This is a genomic window from Ectorhizobium quercum, assembly GCF_026552795.1.
Lineage (GTDB): Bacteria > Pseudomonadota > Alphaproteobacteria > Rhizobiales > Rhizobiaceae > Ectorhizobium > Ectorhizobium quercum.
Genome location: NZ_JANFPI010000006.1, coordinates 37,032 through 63,024, shown reverse-complemented (window position 1 = coordinate 63,024; position 25,993 = coordinate 37,032). Strand labels below are relative to the sequence as shown.

27 protein-coding genes are annotated in these 25,993 nt (G+C 64.3%); 10 read left to right on the top strand and 17 right to left on the bottom strand.

Annotation, left to right across the window (positions count from 1 at the left end):
• Positions 1-181: 181 nt before the first annotated feature.
• The 4 genes from NOF55_RS17505 to NOF55_RS17490 form a co-directional block, all read right to left on the bottom strand.
• The gene (locus NOF55_RS17505; RefSeq protein ID WP_306412409.1) at positions 182-1,435 is read right to left on the bottom strand and encodes a L,D-transpeptidase family protein; all 1,254 of its coding nucleotides are present in this window, start codon (positions 1,433-1,435) and stop codon (positions 182-184) included.
• 71 nt (positions 1,436-1,506) lie between these two features.
• Positions 1,507-2,799, bottom strand: a complete 1,293-nt coding sequence (locus NOF55_RS17500) for a DNA polymerase IV (RefSeq protein ID WP_306412408.1) — start codon at positions 2,797-2,799, stop codon at positions 1,507-1,509.
• 46 nt (positions 2,800-2,845) lie between these two features.
• Entirely contained in the window at positions 2,846-3,526 is a 681-nt protein-coding gene (locus NOF55_RS17495) for a hypothetical protein (RefSeq protein WP_306412407.1), read from the bottom strand.
• An 8-nt stretch (positions 3,527-3,534) separates the two neighbouring features.
• The gene (locus tag NOF55_RS17490; protein WP_306412406.1) at positions 3,535-3,843 is read right to left on the bottom strand and encodes a DUF3572 domain-containing protein; all 309 of its coding nucleotides are present in this window, start codon (positions 3,841-3,843) and stop codon (positions 3,535-3,537) included.
• Between the two features lie 91 nt (positions 3,844-3,934).
• Between NOF55_RS17490 and NOF55_RS17485 the strand changes: the two genes are divergently transcribed.
• Together NOF55_RS17485 and NOF55_RS17480 are read left to right on the top strand one after the other, a co-directional pair.
• Positions 3,935-4,306, top strand: coding sequence for a response regulator (locus tag NOF55_RS17485; protein ID WP_306412667.1), 372 nt, complete (start codon positions 3,935-3,937; stop codon positions 4,304-4,306).
• 19 nt (positions 4,307-4,325) lie between these two features.
• A complete protein-coding gene (locus NOF55_RS17480) occupies positions 4,326-5,699 on the top strand; it encodes a PleD family two-component system response regulator (protein WP_306412405.1) in 1,374 nt (457 codons plus the stop codon).
• 858 nt (positions 5,700-6,557) lie between these two features.
• Here the strand turns inward: NOF55_RS17480 and rpmG are convergent.
• From rpmG to topA, 5 genes are all read right to left on the bottom strand, one after another.
• On the bottom strand, positions 6,558-6,725 hold the full coding sequence (rpmG, locus tag NOF55_RS17475) for a 50S ribosomal protein L33 (protein ID WP_306412404.1): 168 nt from the start codon (positions 6,723-6,725) through the stop codon (positions 6,558-6,560).
• A gap of 91 nt (positions 6,726-6,816) precedes the next feature.
• Positions 6,817-8,004: an MFS transporter gene (locus tag NOF55_RS17470; protein ID WP_306412403.1), complete on the bottom strand. Its 1,188-nt coding sequence runs from the start codon at positions 8,002-8,004 to the stop codon at positions 6,817-6,819.
• A gap of 13 nt (positions 8,005-8,017) precedes the next feature.
• Positions 8,018-8,680, bottom strand: coding sequence for an NUDIX hydrolase (locus NOF55_RS17465; RefSeq protein WP_306412402.1), 663 nt, complete (start codon positions 8,678-8,680; stop codon positions 8,018-8,020).
• Between the two features lie 83 nt (positions 8,681-8,763).
• Positions 8,764-11,112 carry a ribonuclease R gene (gene rnr, locus NOF55_RS17460; RefSeq protein ID WP_306412401.1) on the bottom strand — a complete coding sequence of 783 codons (2,349 nt, stop codon included), beginning with the start codon at positions 11,110-11,112 and terminating at the stop codon, positions 8,764-8,766.
• On the bottom strand, positions 11,109-13,784 hold the full coding sequence (topA, locus tag NOF55_RS17455; protein WP_306412400.1) for a type I DNA topoisomerase: 2,676 nt from the start codon (positions 13,782-13,784) through the stop codon (positions 11,109-11,111). The genes rnr and topA overlap by 4 nt, the downstream gene beginning before the upstream one ends.
• Before the next feature lie 264 nt (positions 13,785-14,048).
• Here topA and NOF55_RS17450 point away from each other — a divergent pair, with 264 nt between their 5' ends.
• Positions 14,049-14,282, top strand: coding sequence for a hypothetical protein (locus NOF55_RS17450; RefSeq protein ID WP_306412399.1), 234 nt, complete (start codon positions 14,049-14,051; stop codon positions 14,280-14,282).
• Here the strand turns inward: NOF55_RS17450 and dprA are convergent.
• Genes dprA through NOF55_RS17430 form a run of 4 tightly spaced genes read right to left on the bottom strand, consistent with a single transcriptional unit; the run spans position 14,235 to position 18,246 of the window.
• The gene (gene dprA / locus NOF55_RS17445; protein ID WP_306412398.1) at positions 14,235-15,386 is read right to left on the bottom strand and encodes a DNA-processing protein DprA; all 1,152 of its coding nucleotides are present in this window, start codon (positions 15,384-15,386) and stop codon (positions 14,235-14,237) included. The two genes, NOF55_RS17450 and dprA, sit on opposite strands and share 48 nt — an antisense overlap.
• Position 15,387: 1 nt before the next feature.
• Positions 15,388-16,005 (bottom strand): glycerol-3-phosphate 1-O-acyltransferase PlsY, encoded by a 618-nt coding sequence (plsY, locus tag NOF55_RS17440; RefSeq protein WP_306412397.1) that lies wholly within the window; start codon positions 16,003-16,005, stop codon positions 15,388-15,390.
• A gap of 16 nt (positions 16,006-16,021) precedes the next feature.
• Positions 16,022-17,308 (bottom strand): dihydroorotase, encoded by a 1,287-nt coding sequence (locus NOF55_RS17435; RefSeq protein ID WP_306412396.1) that lies wholly within the window; start codon positions 17,306-17,308, stop codon positions 16,022-16,024.
• A complete protein-coding gene (locus NOF55_RS17430; RefSeq protein WP_306412395.1) occupies positions 17,305-18,246 on the bottom strand; it encodes an aspartate carbamoyltransferase catalytic subunit in 942 nt (313 codons plus the stop codon). The genes NOF55_RS17435 and NOF55_RS17430 overlap by 4 nt, the downstream gene beginning before the upstream one ends.
• Before the next feature lie 250 nt (positions 18,247-18,496).
• On the opposite strand from NOF55_RS17430, the gene NOF55_RS17425 reads away from it, so the two are divergent.
• The 3 genes from NOF55_RS17425 to NOF55_RS17415 all read left to right on the top strand — a co-directional run bounded on the left by NOF55_RS17425 (position 18,497) and on the right by NOF55_RS17415 (position 20,994).
• Positions 18,497-20,149: an acyl-CoA dehydrogenase family protein gene (locus NOF55_RS17425; protein ID WP_306412394.1), complete on the top strand. Its 1,653-nt coding sequence runs from the start codon at positions 18,497-18,499 to the stop codon at positions 20,147-20,149.
• Positions 20,150-20,491: 342 nt separating this feature from the next.
• Entirely contained in the window at positions 20,492-20,662 is a 171-nt protein-coding gene (locus NOF55_RS17420; protein WP_306412393.1) for a hypothetical protein, read from the top strand.
• Positions 20,659-20,994, top strand: a complete 336-nt coding sequence (locus NOF55_RS17415; protein WP_306412392.1) for a DUF6105 family protein — start codon at positions 20,659-20,661, stop codon at positions 20,992-20,994. The genes NOF55_RS17420 and NOF55_RS17415 overlap by 4 nt, the downstream gene beginning before the upstream one ends.
• Here NOF55_RS17415 and ruvX read toward each other — a convergent pair.
• Complete coding sequence (ruvX, locus tag NOF55_RS17410; RefSeq protein WP_306412391.1) at positions 20,928-21,425, bottom strand: Holliday junction resolvase RuvX; 498 nt, start codon at positions 21,423-21,425, stop codon at positions 20,928-20,930. The genes NOF55_RS17415 and ruvX overlap by 67 nt on opposite strands.
• 7 nt (positions 21,426-21,432) lie before the next feature.
• Positions 21,433-21,729 carry an alkylphosphonate utilization protein gene (locus NOF55_RS17405; protein ID WP_306412390.1) on the bottom strand — a complete coding sequence of 99 codons (297 nt, stop codon included), beginning with the start codon at positions 21,727-21,729 and terminating at the stop codon, positions 21,433-21,435.
• Positions 21,730-21,810: 81 nt separating this feature from the next.
• On the opposite strand from NOF55_RS17405, the gene NOF55_RS17400 reads away from it, so the two are divergent.
• The 3 genes from NOF55_RS17400 to gatA all read left to right on the top strand — a co-directional run bounded on the left by NOF55_RS17400 (position 21,811) and on the right by gatA (position 24,393).
• Complete coding sequence (locus NOF55_RS17400; RefSeq protein WP_306412389.1) at positions 21,811-22,515, top strand: metal-dependent hydrolase; 705 nt, start codon at positions 21,811-21,813, stop codon at positions 22,513-22,515.
• A gap of 65 nt (positions 22,516-22,580) precedes the next feature.
• Positions 22,581-22,868: an Asp-tRNA(Asn)/Glu-tRNA(Gln) amidotransferase subunit GatC gene (gene gatC / locus NOF55_RS17395; protein WP_306412388.1), complete on the top strand. Its 288-nt coding sequence runs from the start codon at positions 22,581-22,583 to the stop codon at positions 22,866-22,868.
• 43 nt (positions 22,869-22,911) lie between these two features.
• The gene (gene gatA / locus NOF55_RS17390) at positions 22,912-24,393 is read left to right on the top strand and encodes an Asp-tRNA(Asn)/Glu-tRNA(Gln) amidotransferase subunit GatA (protein ID WP_306412387.1); all 1,482 of its coding nucleotides are present in this window, start codon (positions 22,912-22,914) and stop codon (positions 24,391-24,393) included.
• Between the two features lie 244 nt (positions 24,394-24,637).
• Here the strand turns inward: gatA and NOF55_RS17385 are convergent, their stop codons facing one another.
• Positions 24,638-24,895 carry a YjhX family toxin gene (locus NOF55_RS17385; protein ID WP_306412386.1) on the bottom strand — a complete coding sequence of 86 codons (258 nt, stop codon included), beginning with the start codon at positions 24,893-24,895 and terminating at the stop codon, positions 24,638-24,640.
• 268 nt (positions 24,896-25,163) lie between these two features.
• On the opposite strand from NOF55_RS17385, the gene NOF55_RS17380 reads away from it, so the two are divergent.
• On the top strand, positions 25,164-25,682 hold the full coding sequence (locus NOF55_RS17380; protein ID WP_306412385.1) for a GNAT family N-acetyltransferase: 519 nt from the start codon (positions 25,164-25,166) through the stop codon (positions 25,680-25,682).
• On the opposite strand, the gene NOF55_RS17375 is transcribed toward NOF55_RS17380, so the two are convergent.
• A complete protein-coding gene (locus NOF55_RS17375; protein WP_306412384.1) occupies positions 25,676-25,993 on the bottom strand; it encodes a DUF1294 domain-containing protein in 318 nt (105 codons plus the stop codon). The two genes, NOF55_RS17380 and NOF55_RS17375, sit on opposite strands and share 7 nt — an antisense overlap.

Below are 25,993 nucleotides of genomic sequence, written 5' to 3'. Positions count from 1 at the left end.
GGTCCGCCCCCGGCTTTAACGATTCCGTTTCAATGCCTTGCGGTCGCTTCTTGAATCGTTTTGTCGGAGCGAGGGATGTTCGAGCGATTCCAGCGAAAGCGAGAGCCGGTTTGTGTTCGGAATTGCATAAAAAATAAATAGATAGAGCATTGAAGGTGATCCCGTTTTCGCCGGAAATGCTCTAGCTCTTCTTTTCGGGAGGAGCGGCTCTGGTCAGGGTGATGAAGTCGGTCCCCTGGCCGGTCTCGGTGGATATTCCGTTGTCGGTGACGGTGATCGACGAGCCCGCGCCGAGAAGCCGCTCTATGCGTTCGCGCACATCCGGCGGAATGTCGAGCCGGGACAGCGCATCGGAGGCGGAGCCGGCTTCGTGTCGGCCTAGCCTTTCGGTGATGCCGAGCCGTTTGGCCGTGGCATCGGCAAGACGGTTTTCGAGGGACATCGCCGTCCATTCTGTATGCCCGAGGGCCGGATCAACATCGGTGGCCACAAGGAAATGCGTGCCGAGTTCCCTTTCGGGATCGCGAATTCCGATCGGCGCTTCGAAAAGGGGCTTGAAATCGCGTCGGACGAGAAGATGCCCGGCCGGCGGTTCCGCCGTGCCGGCGGCCTCGTAGAGAGCGGCGAGAAAGGCCGGATCGAGCACGGCCTTGCTTTCGGGAAGATCGTGAGCGATGCGGAATGCGGTGATGGCGCCGACAGTCGCGCGCCCGGCGATGCCGTCCGGCGTTCCGGCATCGAAGCCCAGCCGGTTCAGCAGGGTCTGCATGTCGAGAATGCGCTCGCGGTCGCCGCGGCGCGTGACGAGAATGCGCAGCGGCGGCATGTCCGCCTGCGGTTTTGCCGAGGCTCCGTCCGCCGGCAGGGCGCTCGCCTCGTTCATGGCCACCTCGACGGGCCGGTCGCCGGCAAGCGAGCGGGCGGGGCGCAGGGGCGTGTCGGTCAGCAGCAGGCGGTCGGCATCGTCCCCTCTCGGCTGGAAAAGGCTCTCATGGACGATGCGGACCGGGACGACCGGCGCCTCGGAGACGATCACATGCACCCCGCGCTGCGTCATTCCATAGAGCGAGCGGGCGAAGGGGCCGGGCAGCCGGATGCAGCCGTGAGAGGCGGGGTAGGCGGGGACATGGCCCTCATGCAGGGCAATGCCGGACCAGGTGAGCCTCTGCATGAAGGGCATCGGCGCATTCGAATAGAGGTTGGATTCGTGGTATTTGCGCTTTTCCAGGATGGAGAAGATGCCAGTCGGCGTGGCGTGGCCGGCCTTGCCGGTCGACACTTTCGAACTGGCGATTTCCGCGCCGTCGCGATAGACCGCGAGCGACTGGTCCGTCTTCGATATGACGATCTGCAAAATCCCGTCGCCCGCCTGGGCGAAGGGCGCAAGCGCGGCAGCCGGCAGGAATGCCAGACAGAATACGAAACGCGAAACCATACGAAACTGTCCTTACGCAATACACCGGCTGAGGCTATCGGTGAATGTTTAAGGAAAATTTGAAAGGCAACTTATCGCTTCGGCTTTACACTGCCGAACGTGTAGCCCGTTTCGATGGCCTTGCTGCCGAATTTGAGCCTGAGCTTGTCCATCGCGCCCTCTGCGGCGGCGCGCCGTGTCGCCTGTTCGTCGACGAGATCCGGCGGGTCCGCAAGCACCGGGTCGGTGAGATCGGCCACGCCGATGCCGATCAGCCGGAATGTATCCTGACCGGTTTCCTTCTCCAGTAAGGCGAGCCCGGTGCGGAAAATGCGGTCGGCAAGCTGCGTCGGATCCTCCAGGCGCCGGTTGCGGGTGCGCAGGCGAAAATCGCCGGTCTTGAGCTTGAGGACGACGGTGCGGCCGGCAATGCCCTTAGCCTTCAGCCGGGCCGCGACCTTCTCGCTCAGCCGGCGCAGGACGGGCACGAGTTCGTCGTGCGAGGCGATATCGTCGTCGAAGGTGGTTTCCGCCGAAATGCTGCGCGCCTCCTCGTCCGGTTCCACGCGCCGTTCGTCCTGACCGCGCGAAAGGCGGAAGAGGCGCTGGCCTATCGTGCCGTAGCGGCGCATCAGATCGCTCTCCTCCATCGTCTGCAACTGGCCGATGGTGCGGATGCCATCCGCCTCGAGCTGGGCGGCGAAGGCCTTGCCGACCCCCCAGATGGAGGTGACGGGCCGCGGCGCCAGAAAGGAAAGCGCTTCGGCTTCGCCGATCACCGCAAAGCCGCGCGGCTTGTTGAGGTCGGAGGCGATTTTGGCGAGGAACTTGCAGTAGGACAGGCCCACCGAAACCGTGATGCCGATCTCTTCCTCCACCCGGCGGGCGAAACGGGCCAGCACGCGCGCCGGCGGGTCGTGATGCAGCAATTGCGTTCCGGTCAGGTCGAGAAAGGCCTCGTCGATGGAAAGCGGCTGAACGAGGGGTGTCAGGTCCTGCATCATCGCGCGCACCTGCCGTCCCACCTGTGCATATTTTTCCATGTTCGGCCGGATGACGACGGCCTGCGGGCAGGCTTCCAGCGCCTTGAACATCGGCATGGCCGAACGGACGCCGTGAATGCGGGCGATGTAGCAGCAGGTGGAAACGACGCCGCGCCTGCCGCCGCCGACGATGAGGGGCTTGTCGGCCAGCGAAGGGTCGTCGCGCTTTTCCACGGAGGCATAGAAGGCATCGCAATCGATATGGGCAATCGAAAGGCTGTAAAGCTCGCGGTGATAGATCAGCCGCGGACTTCCACAGCGGATGCAGCGTCTGCGCTCCGGCGCTTGCTGCGTCAGGCAGTCCCGGCAGAAGCCGGGCGGGGAGGAAGCCGTGTTGCTCATCGTCGCCGGAACATAAGTTGAACAAATTCACCTTATGCCGCCACCGTCAGGTCGGCAAGGCCGCCCGTGACGGTTCCGTGCCGTCCTGCGCGAAATGCATGGCCAGCAGGCCGGCGATATCGGTCCAGCCGCACAGGCGTGCGAGGCTTTCCGGCGCGCGCGGCGCATGCCGGTGAATGGCCGATTCGGGCACCATATGCAGGCGCAGGCTCTGCGGCGCGTGGTCGGCGACGGATTGCAGGTTTCGAACCATGTCGTCCACGAAGGCGAGCGGCAGCGGCCGGCCGGCGTGAAGCCGCTCCACCACCGGCCCCTTCGGATTTTCGGTGGCGATCAGTGGATAGGGAAGGCCGAAGGAATCGAGCAAGCGCCGGCGCTGCCCGGCATAGCGCGGCGGCATGGCGGTCAGGAAAACGATGTCGGCCGATGTCGAAAGCGCGTTCAGGGTGCCCGCCGCCTCAGCAAACGGCGTCTGCCACGTTTCCTGCGTATCGAAGAAGCCGAGGATCGTGGCCTTGATATCGGCTTCCGGCAACGCCTCGCCGGTTTCGTGACGGACGATATTGCCGGAAAGACGGAAGGAGCGTGGCACAAGCCGCAAGCCCATGCTCGCCAGATAGGCTTCGAAGGGCACGATGAACTGAAGCACCACGTCATCGACGTCGAAGACCGCGAGAGGCCGGTCGCCGAGCCTGATATGTTCGAGATCGGGCAGGGTTTCGCTCATAACGGTCTTTAGATCTGGCCGGAATCGAGGCCGCCACCGCAAAGGCGCTGCCATGCCTCGCCGACTGCTTCGGGGCGGGTGCCGGTGGCCGCGGCGAAGCGCAGGAGATCGGCTTCGTTGCCCATGAGGAAATCCACAACGCCGCCGAGGAAGGCCGGTTCGCGGGCGACGGCGGCGATCTGGGAAAGCTGCAAGCCGCTCAGCGCCAGAAAGCGGGACAGAAGTTCCGGTTCCTCGGAAAGCCAGGCAAGAATGGTGAGGGCCAGTATTTCCGGTTCCGGATCGGCGGAACGAATGTTTTTGAACTTGCTGATCATATGCTTGCCGGAATTACTGTTTCTCAACCAAATAAAGATAGCGTGCTCGCCGTGGAGACGTGCGATGCTGCGCGATCGAAGGACATCAGGTATGCCCAAGCAGGTTTTGATTGTAGAGGACAACGAGCTTAATATGAAGCTCTTTCGCGACCTGATCGAGGCGTCCGGGTACACGACCATTCAGACGCGCAACGGCATGGAAGCGCTCGATCTGGCCCGCAAGCACCGCCCGGATCTCATTCTGATGGATATCCAGCTCCCGGAAGTTTCAGGTCTCGAAGTGACGAAATGGCTCAAGGAAGACGATGAACTGCATGTGATTCCCGTGATTGCCGTCACCGCTTTCGCGATGAAGGGCGACGAGGAACGCATTCGCCAGGGCGGTTGCGAGGCCTATGTTTCGAAACCGATCTCGGTTCCCAAGTTCATCGAAACCATCAAGACGTATCTCGGAGACGCATGATGAGTGTCGAGGTAGGAGCATGACGGCACGCATTCTGGTCGTGGACGATATTCCCGCCAACGTGAAACTGCTCGAAGCGCGTCTTCTGGCGGAGTATTTCGAGGTGCTGACGGCCGAGAACGGTCATCGCGCGCTGGAAATCTGCGATTCGACCCAGGTCGATCTGGTCCTGCTGGACGTCATGATGCCCGGCATCGACGGCTTCGAGGTGTGCCAGCGGCTGAAGCTCAATCCGCGCACCGCGCATATCCCGGTGGTGATGGTGACGGCGCTCGACCAGCCGTCCGACCGCGTCCGCGGCCTCAAGGCCGGCGCCGACGATTTCCTCACCAAGCCCGTCAACGATCTTCAGCTCATTTCCCGGGTCAAGAGCCTCATGCGCCTCAAGACGCTCAGCGACGAGCTGCGCATCAGGGCCGAGACCGCCCGGAAAGTGGGCATGGACGACCTGATGAAGCTGGCCGACGAACGGGTGGACGAGGGGGGGCGGATCCTTCTCGTCGACGGGCGCGGCACGTCGCAGGAACGGATCGTCAAGACGCTCAAGCCGATCGCGTCGGTCATGCCTATGTCCGACCCGCAGGCGGCAGTGTTCGAGGCGGCGGAATCGAATTTCGATCTGGTGATCGTCAATTCGAATTTCGAAGACTACGATCCGCTGCGCCTGTGCTCGCAGCTGCGCTCGCTGGAACGCACCCGCTTCATTCCCGTCCTTCTGGTGACGGAGCAGGGCGCGGACGAACAGGTCGTCCGCGCCTTCGACCTCGGCGTCAACGATTACATTTCCCGCCCGATTGATCCGAACGAGCTGATCGCGCGGTCGCTGACGCAGATCCGCCGCAAGCGCTACAACGACCGGCTGCGTGCCGGACTTCAGCAGACGATGGAACTGGCCATCACCGATCCGCTGACGGGACTGAGCAACCGCCGCTATCTGGACAACCATATCAAGACGCTGTTCGCGCGTGCGACGGCCCGCGGCCGTGCCCTGTCTGTGTGCATCGCCGATATAGACCGCTTCAAGAGCATCAACGACATGTATGGCCACGATGCCGGCGACGAGGTGCTGAGGCAGTTCGCGGCGCGCATCCGCGGCGCGGTGCGCGGCGCCGATCTCGCCTGTCGTTTCGGTGGCGAGGAGTTCGTCGTCGTCATGCCGGATACGGACCGGGAAGCCGCCGTGTCGGTGGCCGAGCGATTGCGCCTGAGCATCGAGGGAACGCCGTTCGCCCTGCGCGGCAGCGACCTGCGGGTGAATGTCACGGCCTCGCTGGGGATTGCAACCATAGGTGATGAAACTCATACCCCGGAACGGTTGTTCAAGCAGGCCGACGAGGCGCTCTACGAGGCGAAGAACATGGGTCGCAATCGCGTCGTGGCCGCCGCTGCCTGAGAATCAAACCGCTGATGCGATTTCGATACAACGGGATGACATTGCGCGATTTTGGCTTGCGATGACCGCGGGATGAGGCGGCAGCCTGTGGATAAAGCCCATTTTCTCCGCAATTCTGCCAGAATGTTGCGACAATTGACAGGGGCTGAGATGCGGCGAATGTTCCGTTCTTTGCCCCTGCGTAACAATCCCCAAAAGTCACCCTCGATATATTGGCACGTATAGAGTGCAACCGCAGGCATTGGTCGGGCGGTTGTCCCAAGTTGAATTTCCGTTATTCATGCGTTGTTTTCAAGGGCTTGATTTTGCTAAACTATTGAAAATACCGGAATGTATGGGGTTGTCTATCGTTAAAGCGGAAAATTTAGTTTTGCTTCCCTGGTAAAAATGCGAATTTTACACGGTGTGGAAGCGGATTTACTTCGGGATTGGAGTTAAAGGCCTGCCATCTTTAACCATGAAAAAAGATTAAAATTTTTTCACGTTAAGAAAGCGTTGATTTTTTTCGGGAAATGAGCGACGTTCTCATCATAGGACGGCTCAAGATCGAGACGTCGAACAGTTACCCCATGATGCTCAGGTCCGCCGCATCTCCTGGGTCGTGGGGCTGGTCGGCTGGTTCGCAAAATATACCTGGTTCCTCGTGCCACGGTTGCGTGCCGGCCGACCCCTTATCAAAAAGCGCCGCGCCCGAAAGGGTTGCGGCGCTTTTTGATGTCCGTTTGCCGGGGAACCGGTCTCTCTCGTCGTGGACGCAATTCGGAACGGAAAGCCGCATCGAACCGGAAGGGCGCACCGGCCCAAAGCAAAGGGCGCGACCGGCAGGCCGCGCCCTTTTGCAAAGCCACGGATCAGGAATTACTTGATCTTGGCTTCCTTGAACTCGACGTGCTTCTTGACGACCGGGTCGTACTTGGTCTTGGTCATCTTGTCGGTCATCGTGCGGCTGTTCTTCGTCGTGACGTAGAAGAAGCCGGTGTCAGCCGTCGAGAGCAGCTTGATCTTGATGGTCGTTGCTTTCGCCATGGTCGTTTGCCTTTAGCTTAAAAATGAAGCCGTGGACGGCGTGTGGCCCACGGCGAAATCTGGCCGGAAACTACAAATCGCGCCCGAAAAGTCAAGTCTGTTTTGGCCGGAAAAGCAGACGAGCCACGGAAACGCCCACATAGAGGGCAAAAAAGGCGGCAATCGCCCAGGCAAAACCGTCATTGCCCGTCACGTCCATCGCTGCGCCTATTCCCTGCGGCCCGCCGACGGTGCCGACGGCATAGCAGAAAACGAAGGCGGCATTGGCATTGGCGAGGTCGGAGCCCCTGAGTCTGGAGCCGAGATGGGCAAGGCCGATCGTGTAGAGGCCGGAGACGCTGCCGCCCCAGAAGAGCAGCACCGCCGCCATCAGCATCCAGTTGCCGGTCAGCAGCGGCAGGCAGAGCGAGCCAACAAAGCCGACGACCGCCATGACGGCAAGCAGCGGCCTGCGGTCGCCCATGCGGTCGGAGATCATGCCGAGCGGGATCTGGAACACCATGTTGCCGATGCCCATGACGGTCAGCAGCAGCGCCGCCTGCGCCTCGGTGAAGCCCTCGCGCGTCGCATAGATCGGGAAGAGCGACAGCCCTCCAGCCTCCACCGCGCCGAACACGAAGGCCGCGATGGTTGCCGTCGGCACCAGCAGGATATAGCGGAAGAAATGGTGTTCCGCGGCTTCGCCGAGGCGCGGGCTTTCCCGGCGGGCGATGAATATGGGAATGGCGGCGGAGAGTATCGCGCCGCCGGCGATCAGGAACGGCAGGATGCCCTCGCTGCCGGTTAAGGAAAAGATCAGCGGCCCCATCGCGAAGCCGATGGACAGGACGGTGGCGTAGATGCCGAGCACCAGCCCGCGCCGGGAGGACGGGGCGGCGGTGTTGATCCAGAATTCGGACAGTACGAACAGCGTGGTGATCGCGCCGTGAAAGGCGAGGCGCAGCGGAAACCAGTACCAGAAATTCTCCGCGTAATAGAAGCCCATGCCGCTGACGGTCGACATCACGATGGCCCAGAGCATGACGGTGGCGACACCGAACCGGTGCGCGAGCCAGGTGGTCAGCGGCGCGGCGACCATCGCGGCAATCCCGGCCATCGCCGAATTGAGGCCGATCAGGGTCGAGGATATGCCGCGCTTCTCCAGGATGATGGACAGCAGCGGCAGGCCGAGGCCGATGGCGATGCCGACCGCCGTGATGGCCGACATGGCGGCGGCCAGCGAGGGCCAGTGGATGGTTTCGACAGCCCTCTGGTCGTCGAGCGTCTTGACCTGCTTCATGTGCCGGGAAACCTCAGAGAAAAGAACGGACGGCGCGTCCGCGAAGCATGCGGTAGAACGGGACCGGTTCCGTCGGAGACAGGGCCGGGCGGGCCTTCAGGAGCGCCCTGACATCCAGGAGCACGGTGCGGGTGATCGCGGGGATGTTGAGACAAGAATCCGTGTCGATGTCAAGCCAGCGGATATCGTGCAGCTCGTCGGAATCGCGGGCGGCAGCGGGGTCCAGTCCGGCCTCGTCCGCAAATGCGACGAAGAAGCGCGTGTCGTAGCGTCGGACGTAGCCCGGCGGTGTGATGGCGCGGGCCGCAAGCCGCAGGCCGGACAGGTCCGCTGGAGCGGCGGCGGCGATGCCCGTTTCCTCTTCCAGCTCCCGCAGGGCCGCCAGCGCCAGCGCCCGGCCGCGCGCGGCGCTCAGGCCGGCGGGCGGTGCGCTGCGCAGCCGTGCCATCACGGCGGGATGGAGATCGGCGCAGAAGGGCAGGGCATGGTCGCCGGCATCGCATTTGCCACCGGGGAAGACGTAGGCCTCCGGCATGAATACATGGCGGCTCGAGCGTTTTCCCATCAGGACCCGCGGGCGGGCGGCGGAACGATCGATCAGCACCAGCGCGGCGGCGTCGCGCGGTCTGAGATAGGCCGGCTTCGCCGCCTCGTCCCTTTTCTCGTGGTCCTGCAAGCCCGACCCTCCGCACGGCTTCGCGTTCAAAGCATTTCCGGCAAGATGTTGAGCGGTTTTGCGTCCGGAAATGCGGAAATGCTCTAGCGGCGCCCTCGCGGCGGGCGGGTTCCGGGCTGTTTCGGCCCGCCCCGCCGGGTCGATTTGTGGAACGACCGCGTGGCGGCGGGCATCTTGCGGCCCTCGCTCAGCATCTCGAAACGCAGCGCGCCGGCCAGCGGCAGCGCTTCGGCGAGCTTCACGTCGACACTGTCGCCAAGCCTGTAGCCGAGCCCCGTCTTCTCGCCGGTCAGTGCCTGATGTGCCTCGTCGTAGATGAAATAGTCCATGCCGAGCGTCGAGACCGGCACGAAGCCGTCGGCGCCGTACTCGGGCAGCGAGACGAACAGTCCTGCCTTGATCACGCCGGACACGCGGCCCTGGAAGCTCTCGCCGATGCGGCCTGCCAGATGATGGGCGACGAGGCGGTTCACCGTGTCGCGTTCGGCGGCCATCGCCCGGCGTTCGAACGTCGAGATTTCGGCCGCGATATCGTCGAGGCCGGCTTCCTCGTCGGGCGTGATGCCACCTTCGCCGAGCCCCAGCGAGCCGACCAGCGCGCGATGGACGATCAGGTCGGCATAGCGGCGGATCGGCGAGGTGAAGTGGGCGTATTTCATCAGGTTCAGGCCGAAATGACCGATGTTCTCCGGGCTGTAGACGGCCTGGCTCTGCGAGCGCAGCACCATTTCGTTGACCATCGTCTGGTGCGGCGTATCCGCGGCGCGTGCCAGGATGCCGTTGAACGAATTGGCGCGCACCTGTCCGCCCCGGGCCATCGGGATGTCGAGCGTGGCGAGGAACTCGCGCAGCGTCTCCTGCTTGGCGAGCGAGGGCGCGTCATGCACGCGGTAGATCAGCGGCTGGCGGCGCTTTTCCAGCGTTTCGGCAGCGGCGACGTTCGCCTGGATCATCATTTCCTCGATCAGCTTGTGCGCGTCGAGACGCTCCGGCACGAACACCCGGTCGACGGTGCCATCCGGCTTCAGCAGGATCTTGCGCTCCGGCATGTCGAGATCGAGCGGCTGGCGGCGGTCGCGGCCGGTCCTGAGGATGGCGTAGGCCGCCCAGAGCGGCTTGAGGACCGGATCGAGCAGCGGGCCGGTCTTGTCGTCCGGCCTGCCGTCGATGGCGGCCTGCGCCTGCTGGTAGGAAAGCTTGGCCGCGCTCTTCATCATGACGCGGTGGAAGGTATGGCTCGCCTTGCGGCCCTCCTTCGAGAACACCATGCGCACGGCCAATGCCGGGCGGTTCTCGCCCTCGCGCAGGGAACACAGGTCGTTGGAAATGCGCTCCGGCAGCATTGGCACGACGCGATCCGGGAAATAGACGGAATTGCCGCGCTTCAGCGCCTCGCGGTCTATGGCGCTGCCGGGGCGGATATACCAGGAGACGTCGGCAATGGCGACGGTGACGATCACGCCGCCGGGATTGTCGGGCGAGGGGTCTGGCTCCGCGTAGACCGCGTCGTCATGGTCCTTCGCATCGGCGGGGTCGATGGTGACGAGCGGAACGTGCCGCCAGTCCTCGCGGTCCTTCATCGGCGCCGGTTCCGCGGCCGCCGCGGCATCGAGCACCGGCTGCGGGAAGATGTAAGGGATGCCGTGGTCGTGGATGGCGATCATGGAGATCGCCTTTTCCGAGGCGACCGAGCCGACGACGGTCAGCACCCTGGCGCGCGCCAGCCCGTAGCGTCCGCCGCGCGTGACCTCGACGGAAACGAGATCGCCGTCCTTCGCCTCGCCGGTGGAATCCGGGTCGATGGCCATTTCCTCGCCGCGCCGGTCGATCGGAACGAGGCGGCCCGCGCCGCCCGGCATCGTGCGGAAGACGCCGAGCGAGGCGTTGCGGTTCTTGTCGATGATCTTGATGACGCGGGCGGTGTAGGCGGGGCCCGTCCGGTCCTTGGACGGGAAGATCTTGGCGACGATCCGGTCCCCGAGCCCGGCCGTCGGGGCCTTGGTGCGTCCGCGTTCGCCGCCGGAGGACTGGCGGATCAGCACCGCGGGGGCAACGCCGTTTTCCTCCGGCCATTCCGCCGGGCGGGCGATCAGTTCGCCGTCCTTGTCGCGGGTGGTGATGTCGAGAACGGTCACGGGCGGCAGCGCGCCCGGGCGGATCAGAGACTTGCGGCTCTTTTGCAGGAGACCCTCGTCCTCCAGATCGCGCAGCAGGTCCTTCAGCTCGACGCGGGCCGCGCCCTTCAGGCCGAACGCCTTGGAAATCTCGCGCTTGGAGGCCTTGTCCGGATGGTCGGCGATGAAGCGCAGGAGAATCTCGCGCGGCGGCACGGCACCGTGGACGATCACATCTTGCGGAGCGGCATCCGCGCGAAACGTGCCGCCGGCCCTGCGGCCGGCGCTGGAAATCGGGTCGCGCGGTTTCTTGCTCACGATGCTGTCTTCTTCTTTGCCGCCGCGCCTTTCGCCTTGGCTTTCGGTTTGGCGGCAGCCTTCGGCTTGGCGGCCTTCTTGGTTTCGCCGTCGCTTTCGGCCGCCTTGGACGCCGCCTTCTTCGCCGGCGCCTTCCTGGCCGCGGCGCCGGACTTGCCGCTCTTTTCGGCGATCAGGGCAAGCGCCTCCTCGACCGTGACCGATTGCGGGTCCTTGCCGCGCGGCAGGGTGGCGTTCACCTTGCCCCAGTTGACGTAGGGGCCGTAACGCCCGTCGCGGACGGTGATCGCGCCGCCGCCCGGATGCTCTCCGAGTTCCTTGAGGGCGGCAGCGGCCGTCCGCCCACGTCCGCCCGGTCCCTTCGACTGCTTTTCGGCAAGAACGGTGACGGCGCGGTTGAGGCCGATCGTGAAGACGTCCTCGACGGATTCCAGATTGGCATAGGTGCCGTCATGCAGCACGAACGGCCCGTAGCGCCCGATGCCGGCGGAAATCATCTTGCCGCTTTCGGGATGCTGGCCGATGTCGCGGGGGAGCGAGATCAGCGCCATCGCCTTCTCGTAGTCGATATCCTCGACCTTCCAGCCGCGCGGCAGCGAGGCGCGCTTGGCTTCCTTGCCGTCGCCGCGCTGCACGTAGGGCCCGAAGCGGCCGGCGCGCAGCGTGATCTCCTCGCCGGTGATCGGGTCGGTGCCAAGCGCCTTCGGCTCGTTGCCGAGCGCCTCGGCATCCGCGCCGCCCTCGTTGGAAAGCTGGCGGGTGAAATTGCATTCCGGGTAATTGGAACAGCCGATGAAGGCGCCGTACTTGCCGAGTTTCAGCGACAGGTGGCCGGTGCCGCAGGCCTGACAGATGCGCGGGTCGGAGCCGTCCTCGCGCTTGGGGAAGACGAGGGGGGCGAGCGCCTCGTTCAGCGCGTCGAGCACGTTGGTGACGCGCAGTTCCTTGGTGTCCTCGATCTGCTGGAAGAAGTTCTGCCAGAATTCGCGCAGCACCTGCCGCCAGTCGAGTTCGCCGGCGGAAATCCTGTCGAGTTTTTCTTCGAGATCCGCGGTGAAGTCGTATTCCACATACTTCGTGAAGAAGTTTTCGAGGAACGCCGTCACCAGCCGGCCCTTGGCCTGCGGGATCAGCTTGCGCTTGTCGATGGTGATGTAGTCGCGGTCGCGCAGTGTGGCGAGCGTCGCCGCATAGGTCGACGGGCGGCCGATGCCCAGTTCTTCCATCTTCTTGATCAGCGTGGCTTCCGAATAGCGCGGCGGCGGTTCGGTGAAATGCTGCTGTGCGTTGATCTTGCGCCGAGCGAGCGCTTCGGCCCGGTTGATTTCCGGCAGGCGGGCTCCGTCCTCGCCGTCGTCGGCCTGTTCGCCGTCTTCCTTGGCATCGGTATAGGCGGCGATGAAGCCGTCGAAACGGATGACGGAGCCGACGGCGCGAAGGCCGGCCTTCTCGCCCTTGTTCTCGGCCAGGATCTCGACGGTGGTGCGCTCGATCTCGGCCGAGGCCATCTGGCTGGCGATGCCGCGCTTCCAGATCAGGTCATAAAGACGGAACTGGTCGGAATCGAGGAAACGCTTCACCTTGTCCGGAGAACGGTTGAAATCGGTGGGGCGGATGGCTTCGTGCGCTTCCTGGGCGTTCTTCGCCTTGGTCGAGTAGAAGCGCGGCTTTTCCGGCCGGTAGCGGTCTCCGAACTGACTGGCAATGGCGCTCCGTGCGGCGTCGATCGCTTCCGCCGCCATCTGCACACCGTCGGTACGCATATAAGTGATGAGGCCGACCGTTTCGCCGCCGATGTCGAAGCCTTCGTAAAGCTTCTGGGCGATCTGCATGGTACGGGATGCGGAGAAGCCCAGCCGTGAGGACGCGGCCTGCTGGAGCGTCGAGGTGGTGAAGGGCGGTGCGGGATTGCGCTTGACCGGCTTGGCCTCGACGGATTCCACCGTGTAGCTCGCGCCTTCGAGAAGCGCCTTGAGACGGCCGGCCTCCTCGCCGTTGGCGATCGAGTTGCGCTGAAGCCTCTTGCCGCCCGCGGAGACGAGGCGGGCCTCGAATTCGTCGTTGCGCGGCGTCGAGAGCAGGGCGGAAATCGACCAGTATTCCTCCGTGACGAAACGCTCGATCTCGGCTTCGCGGTCGCAGACGAGGCGCAGCGCCACCGACTGCACGCGACCGGCCGACCGCGCGCCCGGCAGCTTGCGCCACAGAACCGGCGAGAGGTTGAAGCCGACGAGATAATCGAGGGCGCGGCGGGCGAGATAGGCATCCACCAGCGGCACGTCGATGTCGCGCGGATGCGCCATCGCATCAAGAACCGCCTTCTTGGTGATGGCGTTGAAGACGACGCGCTTCACCGGTTTGTCGCCCAGCACGCGACGCTTCTTCAGAAGATCGAGCACATGCCATGAGATCGCTTCTCCCTCGCGATCCGGGTCGGTTGCGAGAATGAGGCCGTCGGAGGCCTTCACGGCGTCGGCAATGTCCTTGATTCGCTTCTGCGAGGCGCTGTCGACCTCCCAGATCATCTCGAAATCCTGATCCGGAAGAACGGAGCCGTCTTTTGCGGGAAGGTCGCGAACGTGGCCGAAGGACGCCAAAACCTTGTAACCCGGGCCAAGATACTTGTTGATTGTCTTGGCCTTGGCGGGCGATTCTACCACTACGACATTCATATTCGTTTCTCTGGTTACGGAACCGGAAGGGGCCGGTGCGCCCGGCTTGGGCCACGCGGTTGCGGTCGTGACAGTCCTCCGAAATGGACAGGGATTGGCGTGCGGTCAAGTCTTTTCCACAAATTTCACATTATGCGTAGGAGAAGCACAACCAAAAAGTGAAGGGAATTGCATTGCAATTAGCGGTGTTTTCGTTATGCTTCCTCATGTCGAATAAGGCGGGCGGCGAATGACTCCGCCCACAAGCAGCAGGCGGGAAAAAACATGGTCTCGAAGAAGACGGACGCCGAAAAAGGTACGAAATTGTCGCGAGAAAACATCGCCTATATCCGCCAGATGCTTGGTGAGTTGCGTCAGGTTGCCCGCGGTGAAGGGGCCGACATGCTGTGCTACCTCATAGAAATGGCCTATGTGGAAGCAGGGGACATCCAGACGGGCAGGCGTGCGCTCTCACCCGGCAAAGGTGAGCGAGACAAGACCCCCGGCATGTCTTTGTAGGCGCCCGGCCAGATCGAGTTCGAGCAGGATCAGATAGACCGATGCGGCGGGCAATCCGGTATGGCGGATGATGTCGTCCGTTTCGACGGGGGATGCCCCGAGCGCCTCCGACACCCGCGCGCGATCGCTGTCATCGGGCGGCGTTCCGGCCGGCGCGGCGGTTTCCTGCCCCGGTTCCTCGACCTTCGAATGGGAAAACAGATCGCGGCGGGTGAGCGGTGCCAGGGCGTCGAGAATGTCGGCCGGTTCCGTCGTCAGGATGGCGCCGTCTTTGATCAGGCCGTTCGTTCCCTGGCAGCGCATATCGAGCGGTGAGCCGGGAACCGCAAAGACCAGCCGCCCGAAATCGCCCGCGAGCCGCGCCGTGATCAGCGAGCCGGAGCGTTTTGCGGCCTCCACGATGACGACGCCGAGCGCAATGCCGGCGATCAGCCGGTTGCGGCGGGGAAAGTCCCGGGCGCGCGGCTCCCAGCCGAACGGCATTTCCGAGACGGCGAGGCCGTTGCCGTTCCAGATCTCGTCGAGCAATCCCAGGTTTTCCGGCGGATAGGGGCGGTCGAGCCCGCCCGCCAGCGCCGCGATGGTGCCGGTTTGCAGGCTGGCGCGATGGGCGCTCGCATCGATGCCGCGGGCAAGCCCGGACACGATGCCGTAGCCGGCCCGGCCGCAGTCGCGCGCCAGCATCGCGGCGAACTTGACCCCGTTGATCGAGGCGTTGCGCGAGCCGACGATGCTGATGGCCGGCGGCGCGGCGGCCGCCGCATCGCCCCGAACGGCCAGCAACGGCGGGGCGGCGTCGATCTGCCGCAGGGCGGAGGGATAGTCGGGTTCGCCGATGCCGACGAAGCGGGCGCCGAAACGGTGCGCGACGTCGATCTCCCGCTCGGCTTCCTCGCGGCTGGCGACGCGAATATGGCGGGACGAGCCGCCCCGGCGGGACAATTCCGGCAGCATGCCGAGGGCGGTTTCCGCCGAGCCGAAATGATTGATGAGATCGCGGAAGGTGACGGGGCCTACGTTGTCGGAGCGGATGAGCCGGAGCCAGGCGATCTTCTGTCGGTCTGTCAGCGCTATGCCCTTGCGCTCGGCGCCGAAGCCGTCCATCTCATCCCTTCTGACCGATCTTGCTCTCGGTGCCCGCCAAAAGGCGCTTGATGTTGTCCTTGTGCTTCACCCAGGAAATGGCGGTCATCAGGGCCATCGTCAGGGCGAAGGAATGCTCGCCCAGTATCCACAACACAACCGGAATGACAAGCGTCGCAACCAGTGCGGATAGCGACGAGTATTTCGTCAGCCTGGCGCAGCCGAGCCAGACGGCGGCGAAGACGAGCACGGTCCACGGCTGGACGCCGAGCAGCACGCCGATATAGGTCGCCACGCCCTTGCCGCCCCTGAAGCGCAGCCAGACCGGGAACAGGTGACCGAGAAAGGCGAAGAAGCCGGCGACCAGCCCGGCCTCGAAGCCCCACGCGTAGCGGGCGGCGGCGACCGCCGCGGTCGCCTTCAGCGCATCGAGAAGAAGCGTCGCGGCGGCGAGCTTCCGGTTGCCCGTCCTCAGGACGTTGGTGGCACCGATATTGCCCGAGCCGATTTTCCGCACGTCGCCGAGTCCGGCGGCGCGCGTCAGCAGCAGGCCGAAGGGGATCGTGCCGAGCAGATAGCCGAGAATCGCGGCGAGTGCTGCGGTTCCCGCCGATAGGGTCGATGCGTCGAAGAGGGCCACGTCCTGTCTCCCTTGTTCAGAGCGTGAAGACCGGCTTGCCGGCGACATAGGTCGCCACGGCCCGGCCGCTGAAGCGCGCATCCTCGAACGGCGTGTTCTTGGAGCGCGAGGTCAGTTCGTCGCGCGCGACGAGCCACGGTTCGTCGATATCGATCAGGGTGACGTCCGCCTTGGCGCCCGGCTTCAGGGTGCCGGCGTCGAGGCCGAAGATCTGCGCGGGGCGGGTGGACATGGCATCGATGAGGCGCATCAGAGAGACATGGCCGGCATGGTGCAGGCGCAGCGCCGCCGAAAGCAGGGTTTCCAGCCCGATGGCGCCTTCCTCGGCCTCGGGGAAGGGCAGGCGCTTGGTGTCGACGTCCTGCGGATCGTGCGCGGAAACGATGATGTCGATCTCGCCCCTGTTCAACGCCTCGACCATCGCGAACCGGTCGTCTTCGGTGCGCAGCGGCGGCGCAAGTTTGAAGAAGGTGCGGTATTCGCCGATGTCGTTCTCGTTGAGCGTCAGGTTGTTGATCGAAACCGCCGAGGTCACTTTCGCGCCCCGCTCGCGCGCCGTCTTGACCGCCTCGGCCGATTCCGGAACGGAGATGAGCGCGGCGTGATAGGTGCCGCCCGTCAGGGCCGCGATCCGCAGGTCACGCTCCAGCGGAATGATCTCCGCTTCCTTCGGAATGCCGGACAGGCCGAGCCAGCTTGCCAGCAGCCCCTCGTTCATCGCGCCGTTGCCGAGATACTTGTCGCGGGGGCTGAGCGAGATGACGGCGCCGAGTTCGCGCGCATAGCTCATCACGCGGCGCAGCACGAGCGAATCGGAAAGCGGCTTGCGGCCGTTGTCGAAGGCGACGGCTCCCGCTTCGGACAGCAGGCCGATCTCGGTCATCTCGACCCCGGCCAGCCCCTTGGTCAGCGCGGCGGCCGGGTGAACGTTGACGATGGCCTGGTCGCGGGCTGTCTTGCGCACGAATTCGACGAGTGCGATGTCGTCGATCACCGGATCGGTGTCGGGCATCATGATGAAGGAGGTGACGCCGCCGGCCGCCGCCGCGCGGGCGGCCGAGGCGATGGTCTCGCGATGCTCGGCGCCGGGCTCACCGACATGGACGCGCGCGTCCACGAGGCCGGGAACGGCGACGAGGCCCTTGCAGTCCTTCACCGTCGCGCCTTCCGGAGCGCCCTGGTTCAGCGCGGAAGCGCCCGCCTCGGCGATCACGCCGTCCCTGATGACGATGGAGCCCGTTTCATCGAGGTTGCGGGAGGGATCGATGATCCTGACATTCTTGAGAATGGTGGTGCCGCTCATGCCCGTTCTCCGTTGTTCTGCGAGACGAGCAGGGCTTCCATGACCGCCATGCGCACGGCCACGCCCATTTCCACCTGCCGCTCGATGACGCTCTGCGGGCCGTCGGCGATTTCCGAGGCGATCTCGACGCCGCGGTTCATCGGCCCGGGGTGCATGACGAGCGCGCCGTCCTTGGCGGCCTTCAGCTTTTCGGCGTCGAGGCCGTAATAGTGGAAATATTCGCGCACCGAAGGCACGAAGGAGCCGGACATGCGCTCGCGTTGCAGGCGCAGCATCATCACCACGTCGGCGTCTTTCAGTCCCTCCTTCATGTCATGGTAGACTTCGACGCTCATGTCGCGGATGCCGGAGGGCAGGAGCGTCGGCGGGGCGACGACCCGCACCCGCGCGCCCATCGCGTTGAGCAGGATGATGTCGGAGCGGGCGACGCGCGAATGCAGCACGTCGCCGCATATGGCGACCGTGATGCCGGAGAGCGTGCCGAGCGCGCGGCGGATCGTCAGCCCGTCGAGCAGCGCCTGCGTCGGGTGCTCGTGCTGGCCGTCACCGGCGTTCACCACCGAGCACGACACCTTCTGGGCCAGCAGGGCGGCGGCACCGCCGGAGGAATGGCGCACGACCAGCACGTCGGGGTGCATGGCGTTCAGCGTCATCGCCGTGTCGATCAGCGTTTCGCCCTTCTTGACCGAGGAATTGCCGACGGACATGTTCATGACGTCCGCGCCGAGGCGTTTTCCCGCCAGTTCGAAGGACGACTGGGTGCGCGTCGAGGCCTCGAAAAAGAGGTTGATCTGGGTCAGCCCCCGCAGCGTGGAGGTCTTCTTCTCCCGCTGCCGGCTGATCTTGACGGCCTCGTCGGCCTTGTCGAGAAGGAAGGTGATGTCCTCTTGCGTGAGGCCCTTGATGCCAAGCAGATGGCGATGGGGAAAAAAGACCATATGGCGGCCCTCCTGAATGGTACGGCCTCTCATAAAGAGTGGTATGCGCAAGAGCAAGTAATATGCTGTTAAGAGTTTTGTCCGGTCCCCTGCATTTTCATGCTAAACGGGCTAAAGCCATTCTGGATGGGCTCAAGCCATTCCGGCAGACGTATGAAACGCGGTTTTGCGTCCGGAATTGCGCCGATACGAACAGATGGAGCATTTCCGCGATTCTTGAGAAAAAGGGAAATGCGTCTATGACGCAGGAATGACCGATATGACCCGGACTGAAGACACACTGGCCGATCTGAACCAGCCCCCGCTCTGGTCCGGCATCAATGCCTACCGCTCCGACCCGCTGATCGTCGACCTGACCGGCAGCCTCAACCGCAGCGTCCGCGACGAACTCGACACCCTCGGCCGCTACGTCACCTCGCACGAGGCGCAGGAACTGGCGCGCATGGCCAACGAAAGCGTGCCGAAGCTGCGCACGCACGGCCCGCGCGGCGAGCGGATCGACCAGGTGGAGTTCCATCCGGCCTGGCATGCGCTGATGCGCCGTTCGATGGCGTCCGGCCTGCATTCATCCGCCTGGGAATCCAGCACCGAGTCGCGCGGCCGCGAGCATCTCGGCCGCGCCGCCCGCTTCTATCTCACCGCGCAGCTCGAATGCGGCCATCTCTGCCCGCTGACCATGACCAGCGCCTCCGTCGCGGCGATCATGGCCTCCGGCCCGGTGCAGAAGGAATGGACGCCGCGTATCCTCGCGCGCAAATACGATTCCTCCAACCGCCCGGCCCAGTCCAAGAGTGCCGTGACCATCGGCATGGGCATGACGGAAAAGCAGGGCGGAACGGACGTGCGCGCCAACCGCACCGCCGCCGAACGGGTGGGCGAGGGCATCTATCGCCTGTCCGGCCACAAATGGTTCCTGTCCGCGCCGATGAGCGATGCCTTCGTCATGCTGGCGAAGACCCGCGAGGGCATGGGCTGCTTCCTCGTGCCGCGCCTTCTGGAAGACGGCTCTTCCAACGGCCTCAACCTGCAACGCCTGAAGGACAAGCTCGGCAATCGCTCGAACGCGTCCGCCGAAGTCGAGTTCAGCGATGCCTTCGGCTATCTGCTTGGCAAGCCCGATGGCGGCATCTCCACCATCCTCGACATGGTGACGCTGACGCGGCTGGATTGTTCGCTCGCCTCCGCCGGCATCATGCGGGCCTCGCTCGCCGAGGCCGTCCACCATGCGCGCGGCCGCAGCGTGTTCGGCCGGATGCTGGTGTCGCAGCCGATCATGACCCGGGTGCTGGCCGACATGGCGCTCGACGTCGCCGCCGCCACGGTGCTGTCGTTCCGTCTGGCCAGCGCCTTCGACAAGGCGCGCATCAGCCCGGAGGACGCCGCCTATGCGCGGCTGATGACGCCGATCGTCAAATACTGGACGACCAAGATCGCCCCCGCGCTGATCTACGAGGCGATGGAGGTGATCGGCGGCTCCGGCTATATCGAGGAACGCCCGATCGCCCGCCATTACCGTGAGGCACCGGTCAACGCCATCTGGGAAGGTTCCGGCAACGTCATGGCGCTCGACGTGCTGCGTGTGCTCGGGCGCGGCAAGGAACTGTTCGAGACGGTTTTCGCCGGTCTGGAGCGCGATCTCGGCGCTGCGGGACGCAAGACCGTCGACGTCCTGCGCGCCGCGATGGCGCTCTGCGAGCGGGACGAGGGTGCGGCACGCCTTCTCGTCGAACAGATCGCGCTGGCCGCCGCCGCCGCCGAACTCTACCGGCTGGGGGCGGGGCGCATTGCCGACGCTTTCATCGAAACCCGTCTGGCCGGCGGTTGGCGCTCCACCTACGGCATGCTCGACAGCCGCTTCGACGCCGCCTACATCGTCGACCTGCTCTATCCGCCGGCGAGCTGACAAGGCTCTCTCCGGTTCGGCACCGTCCCTGCAAGTGGAATACCAACGGTGCGGCTTTCCCCTTCTCCCCGGGGGGGAGAAGGTGCCCGAAGGGCGGATGAGGGGAGCGCGAAACGCAAAGATACTGCCTCGAACGCCCCCTCATCCGGCTGCCGCCACCTTCTCCCCACGGGGGAGAAGGGCGAGAAACGCGCGCTTGTCATTTTGTGCAAAGCCTGCCGACTTATCCACACATCCCCGCCGCGCCGTTAACCATAAGAACCGGTTTACGTTGCGGAAGATCCGCTGACCGGCCAAGGTGGCGTTAACGCAATGTTAACCATAACCCCATCGGACGCGGACATGTATGAAACGCTGTCGCACCGGGCGCCGTTGATCGTCATGACGATGTTCTTCGCGGCGCTTGCCATGAATATCGCCGTGCCTGCCCTCGTGCTGGCGGCGATGGGCCTCATGCGCTGGGTTGTGCTGAAGGGCGGCGAGGGGCCGTCTTTCCAAGGGAGGCCCGCATGAAGTGGTTTCTGTTTCTCTGGGCGGGGCCGGTCGCGCTTCTGCTCGGCTGGTATTTCCTGTCGCTGAACGACATGAGCTTCGGCATCTTCATGCTGACGCGCCAAGCGCACGATCTGGTGTTCCAGATCTATGGCAATATGCTGGGGATCGACCCGGCGCTGCTGCCGCCGATGGTTCTACGCGCTATCGCTGTGGATTCGCTTCTCGTCCTCGCCCTTCTGGCCTTCAGGCGCCGCAAGCGGATCGCTGCCTGGTGGAGGGAGCGTCAGGCCTCGTCCGCGTCGGAACGCGCCGCCCTTTCGATCGAGGACAATCTGTCGAGCGCCCCCTGAAGGATGAAGCTGGCGGCGGCCGAATCGATTCGTTCCTTTCGCTGCGCCCGCGAGACGTCCATTTCGAGCAGCGCCCGTTCGGCGGCAACCGTCGAAAGCCGTTCATCCCAGTAGACGAAGGGCAGATCCGTCTTTTCCGACATGGAACGGACGAAGGCGCGCGTCGCCTGCACGCGCGGCCCGGCGCTGCCGTCCATGTTCATCGGCAGGCCGATGATGAAGGCCGCGACCTTTTCCTTTGCGGCAAAGGCCAGAAGCAGTTCGGCATCCCTGGTGAACTTCACCCGTTTCAGCACGGGGCGCGGCGTTGCGAAACGCCGCGAAAGGTCGGACATGGCCAGCCCGATGGTCTTCGTGCCGAGGTCGAGCCCGGCGATGGCCTGGCCCGGCTTCAGGGTTCCGGCGAGTTCCTCGATGGTCAGCGTCGCCATGCGCGGCTTACCGCTTGCGGACGAATTCGGTGCGAAGCACGAGGCCCTTGATCGAATCGTGCCGGCAATCGATCTCTTCCGGGTCGCCGGTGAGGCGGATCGACTTGATCACGGTGCCCTGCTTGAGCGTCGTGGACGTGCCCTTCACCTTCAGGTCCTTGATGAGCGTGACGGAATCGCCATCCGCAAGAACGTTGCCGGCGGCATCGCGCACTTCGGCGGCCTTTGCGGCCTCGGCGGCTATTTCGGACGCAGGGCGCCATTCGCCCGTCGCCTCGTCATAAACGTAATCGTCATCGGCCATCGCCGCTTCCTTTCGTATCCTGTGCGGTTGTCTGGCGCGAGCTATGTCATATTATCCATGAGAATCCAAAGGGAGAGAACCATGAAAATCACCTGGCTCGGTCATTCCGCCTTCCGCATCGAAACGGCTAAGTCGAAGATCCTCATCGACCCGTTCTTCACCGGCAATCCGGGTTTCGCCGGTCTCGACGCCAAGGACGCGGCGGCAGGCATCACCCATATCCTGCTCACCCACGGGCATGGCGACCATGTCGGCGATGCGGTCGAACTCGCCCGGGAAAGCGGCGCGACGGTTCTTGCCAATGCCGATCTGGCGGCCTGGCTCGGCTCGAAGGGCGTGGCGAAGCTGGAGGCCGGCAATACCGGCGGCACCATCCGTTTCGACGACTTCACCGCGACCTTCACCAACGCGCTGCATTCCTCGGCGCAGATCACCGAAGACGGCGTCTCGCACGCGCTCGGCAACGCCAACGGCCTGATGCTGCATGTCGAGGACGGGCCTTCCGTGCTCCATATGGGCGACACCGATATCTTCTCCGACATGGCGTTGATCAACGAATTGCACCAGCCCGATATCGGCATCGTGCCGATCGGCGACCGCTTCACGATGGGCGGCGCCGTGGCGGCGCTCGCCGTGCAGCGCTACTTCAATTTCGCCACCGCCATTCCCTGCCATTACGGCTCCTTCCCGATCATCGACGCGACGCCGGAGAAATTCGTGGCCGGCATGGAAGGCGCGAAAACCAAGGTGGAAACGCCGAAGCCCGGCCAGACGCTTTCCTTCTGATTACCGTTGCGCGTCGCGGGCATGGACAGTATAGCGGGTAGGAAAAATCCTACCCGGAGAATGCCATGTCCGTCGATCTTGCCACCGTGAAGCGCGTCGCGCGCCTTGCCCGCATTGCCGTCACCGAAGAGGAGGCCGAGCGCATGACCGGCGAACTCAACGGCATTCTCGGCTTCGTCGAGCAGCTTTCGGAGGTGAATGTCGATGGCGTCGAGCCGATGACCTCGGTCACGCCGATGGAGATGAAGAAGCGGGCCGATGTCGTCGATGATGGCGGCAAGGCCGACGATATCGTCGCCAATGCCCCGGCCTCCGACCGGAATTACTTCCTCGTCCCCAAGGTCGTCGAATAAGTCCGTCCCGCAAGCGCCAGAACATTTCGAAAGCCGTCCATCCATGAGCGAACTGACAAGCCTCACCATCGCCGAAGCCCGCGCCCGTCTCCAGGCGAAGGAATTCTCCGCCCTCGAACTGACCGAGGCCTATATTTCCGCCATCGAGGCCGCCAACGACAAGATCAACGCCTATGTGACCGTGACCCCGGACAAGGCGCGCGAGATGGCGAAGGCCTCCGACGAGCGCATCGCCGCCGGCAAGGCCGGCGCGCTGGAAGGCATTCCGCTCGGCATCAAGGACCTGTTCGCCACCCGCGACGTCCACACGCAGGCATGCAGCCACATCCTCGACGGCTTCCAGCCGAAATACGAATCGACCGTCACCGGCAACCTGTGGGATGACGGCGCCGTCATGCTCGGCAAGCTGAACATGGACGAATTCGCGATGGGTTCGTCCAACGAAACGTCCCATTACGGCAACGTCATCAATCCGTGGCGCGAGACGGGCTCCAACCGCCAGATCGTGCCGGGTGGCTCGTCCGGCGGTTCGGCCGCGGCAGTGGCCGCGCATCTGTGCGCCGGCGCGACCGCGACCGACACCGGCGGCTCGATCCGCCAGCCCGCCGCCTTCACCGGCACGGTCGGCATCAAGCCCACCTATGGCCGCTGCTCGCGCTGGGGCATCGTCGCCTTCGCCTCGTCGCTCGACCAGGCAGGCCCGATCGCCCGCGACGTGCGCGACGCCGCGATCCTGCTGAAGTCGATGGCCTCGACCGACGCCAAGGACACGACCTCTGTCGATCTGCCGGTGCCGGATTACGAAGCCGCCATCGGCCAGTCGCTGAAGGGCCTGAGGATCGGCATTCCGAAGGAATACCGCGTCGACGGCATGCCGGAGGAGATCGAGGCGCTCTGGCAGAAGGGCATCGCCTGGCTGAAGGACGCCGGCGCGGAAATCGTCGACATTTCCCTGCCGCATACGAAATATGCGCTGCCGGCCTATTATATCGTCGCCCCGGCGGAAGCCTCGTCCAACCTTGCCCGCTACGACGGCGTTCGCTACGGCCTGCGCGTCGACGGCAAGGATATCGTCGATATGTACGAGAAGACCCGCGCCGAAGGCTTCGGCAAGGAAGTCAAGCGCCGCATCATGATCGGCACCTACGTTCTGTCGGCCGGCTATTACGACGCTTACTACCTGCGCGCCCAGAAGGTCCGCACGCTGATCAAGCGCGATTTCGAACAGGTGTTCGACGCTGGCGTCGATGCCATCCTGACGCCGGCCACGCCGTCGTCCGCTTTCGGCATCGCCGACGAAACGCTCGCTGCCGATCCGGTCGCCATGTACCTCAACGACATTTTCACGGTGACGGTGAACATGGCCGGCCTGCCGGGCCTTTCGGTTCCCGCCGGCCTCGACCGCAAGGGCCTGCCGCTCGGCCTCCAGCTCATCGGCAAGCCGTTCGAGGAAGAAACCCTGTTCCGCACCGCCCACGCCATCGAGCAGGCGGCGGGCAAGTTCACCCCCGAAAAGTGGTGGTAAGCTTCACGGCGATGAAATAACGGAGAACGGCGCCCTCGGGCGCCGTTCGCATTTGGGCGAACCGTCCCCCTCCGTCATCCTCGGCCTCTCCTTCTTGTCACACCCGGGCGTGACCCGAGGGTCCATGCAGCGGGTGCGGCGTGGATGCTCGGGTCAGGGCCGAGCATGACGAAAGAGAGCGAACGGCATGGTGTCAACAGTCTCGCGGGGCCCTCGGGCGCGGTTCGCGTTCTTGTCTCACTCTTCACCTGTTGTCCGGCTGGGCGCGCACCAGCACGAGGCCCCGTGTCGTGATGCGGTAGGGCTTGCCGCCCGCCGATGAGATCGCCTTCTTCCGCTTCAGCTTGCGGAAGGTCTCGAGGTCGAGCGCGGTGAGAATCCAGCCGTCCCGCGTGTGCAGGAGAAGCTTCTCGATCTTGCGGTCGTCGTTGCGGATGAGTTCGATGCTGCCGCCCTGGGCGAGCAGGTGCAGGATGCGCTGTTCGGCGCGGGAAATGTCCATGTCGTGAAGTCCGGTAAGGCACTTGTTTTCAAGCGCGCAAAAACACAACCGGCTTTCTAAAAGCCGGGGCTCTGTCTTGCGTGGCTCCTGCCGGCGATGATCGCGGGGCAGAAGCCCTTACCGGGACTCGTTATGACTGGACATCAAATCTCCATCGACGCCCGGACACTAATATCTACGCCGTTTTCCGTCAATGCGGGCGCGCATGCGCTTGCCTCTGGTCAAGGCGGGCAAGCGGTGTTTTACTGGCTGGAAATCGGGAGGTGCCATGATCAGTATCCGAAGCGCGCGACAGGATGAGGCTGCCACTCTCGCCGAGATAGGTCTGCGTGCCTGGGAGGCTGCCCTGCGCGACATCGACGACAGCAGCGTGCTGCGTCAGGCTGCCGAGGCGGCGTTCCGGGCGTTCACGGCCGATCACTGGCTGACGATCAGCGTGGTCGAGGAAGACGGTGTCATTGCCGGCTGGGCGGCGCGGGAGCGCCTCGACGAAACGATCACCGATTTCTGGATCGATCCGCTCTGGCACCGCCGCGGCCTCGGCACCGCGCTCCTGACCTCGCTGGAGGCCGATATCCGCCATCAGGGATTCGACACGGCGCGGCTGGAAACCCACGCTCGCAACAGCGCCGTCGCCTTCTTCGAGCGGCACGGCTATGTCGTACACTGGCTGACGGTTTCCTATTCCCCCAAGCTGGACCGCGATGTGGAAACGGTGGGCCTTTCCAAGCTGCTCGACGAAGGTGAGGGGGCGGGGCTTTACGGGCCGGGCGCGACGCTTCAGTGAAGCAGGAACGCCAGCGCATCGAGACCGCGGGCGCCTAATTCTAGCGCGGCGGCCCACAGGAGCGCGAGCGCGATGTGAGACGCTGCGATGGCAAGCAGGACGGAGCAGAACGGCTCCTTCCGCGTCTTGTGGCGGAAGACCTGCTGGCCCAGGACCGCGCCGCTGCTGCCGCCGAGAAATGCGACCCAGAGAAGCGTCGATTCGCTGATGCGCCATTTTCCGCATTCGGCTGCGCGCTTGTCGTGGCGGAACATCACGAACGCCGCGAGGTTGAGCGTGATCAGCAGCAGGGGGACGAGCGGGGCGGACAT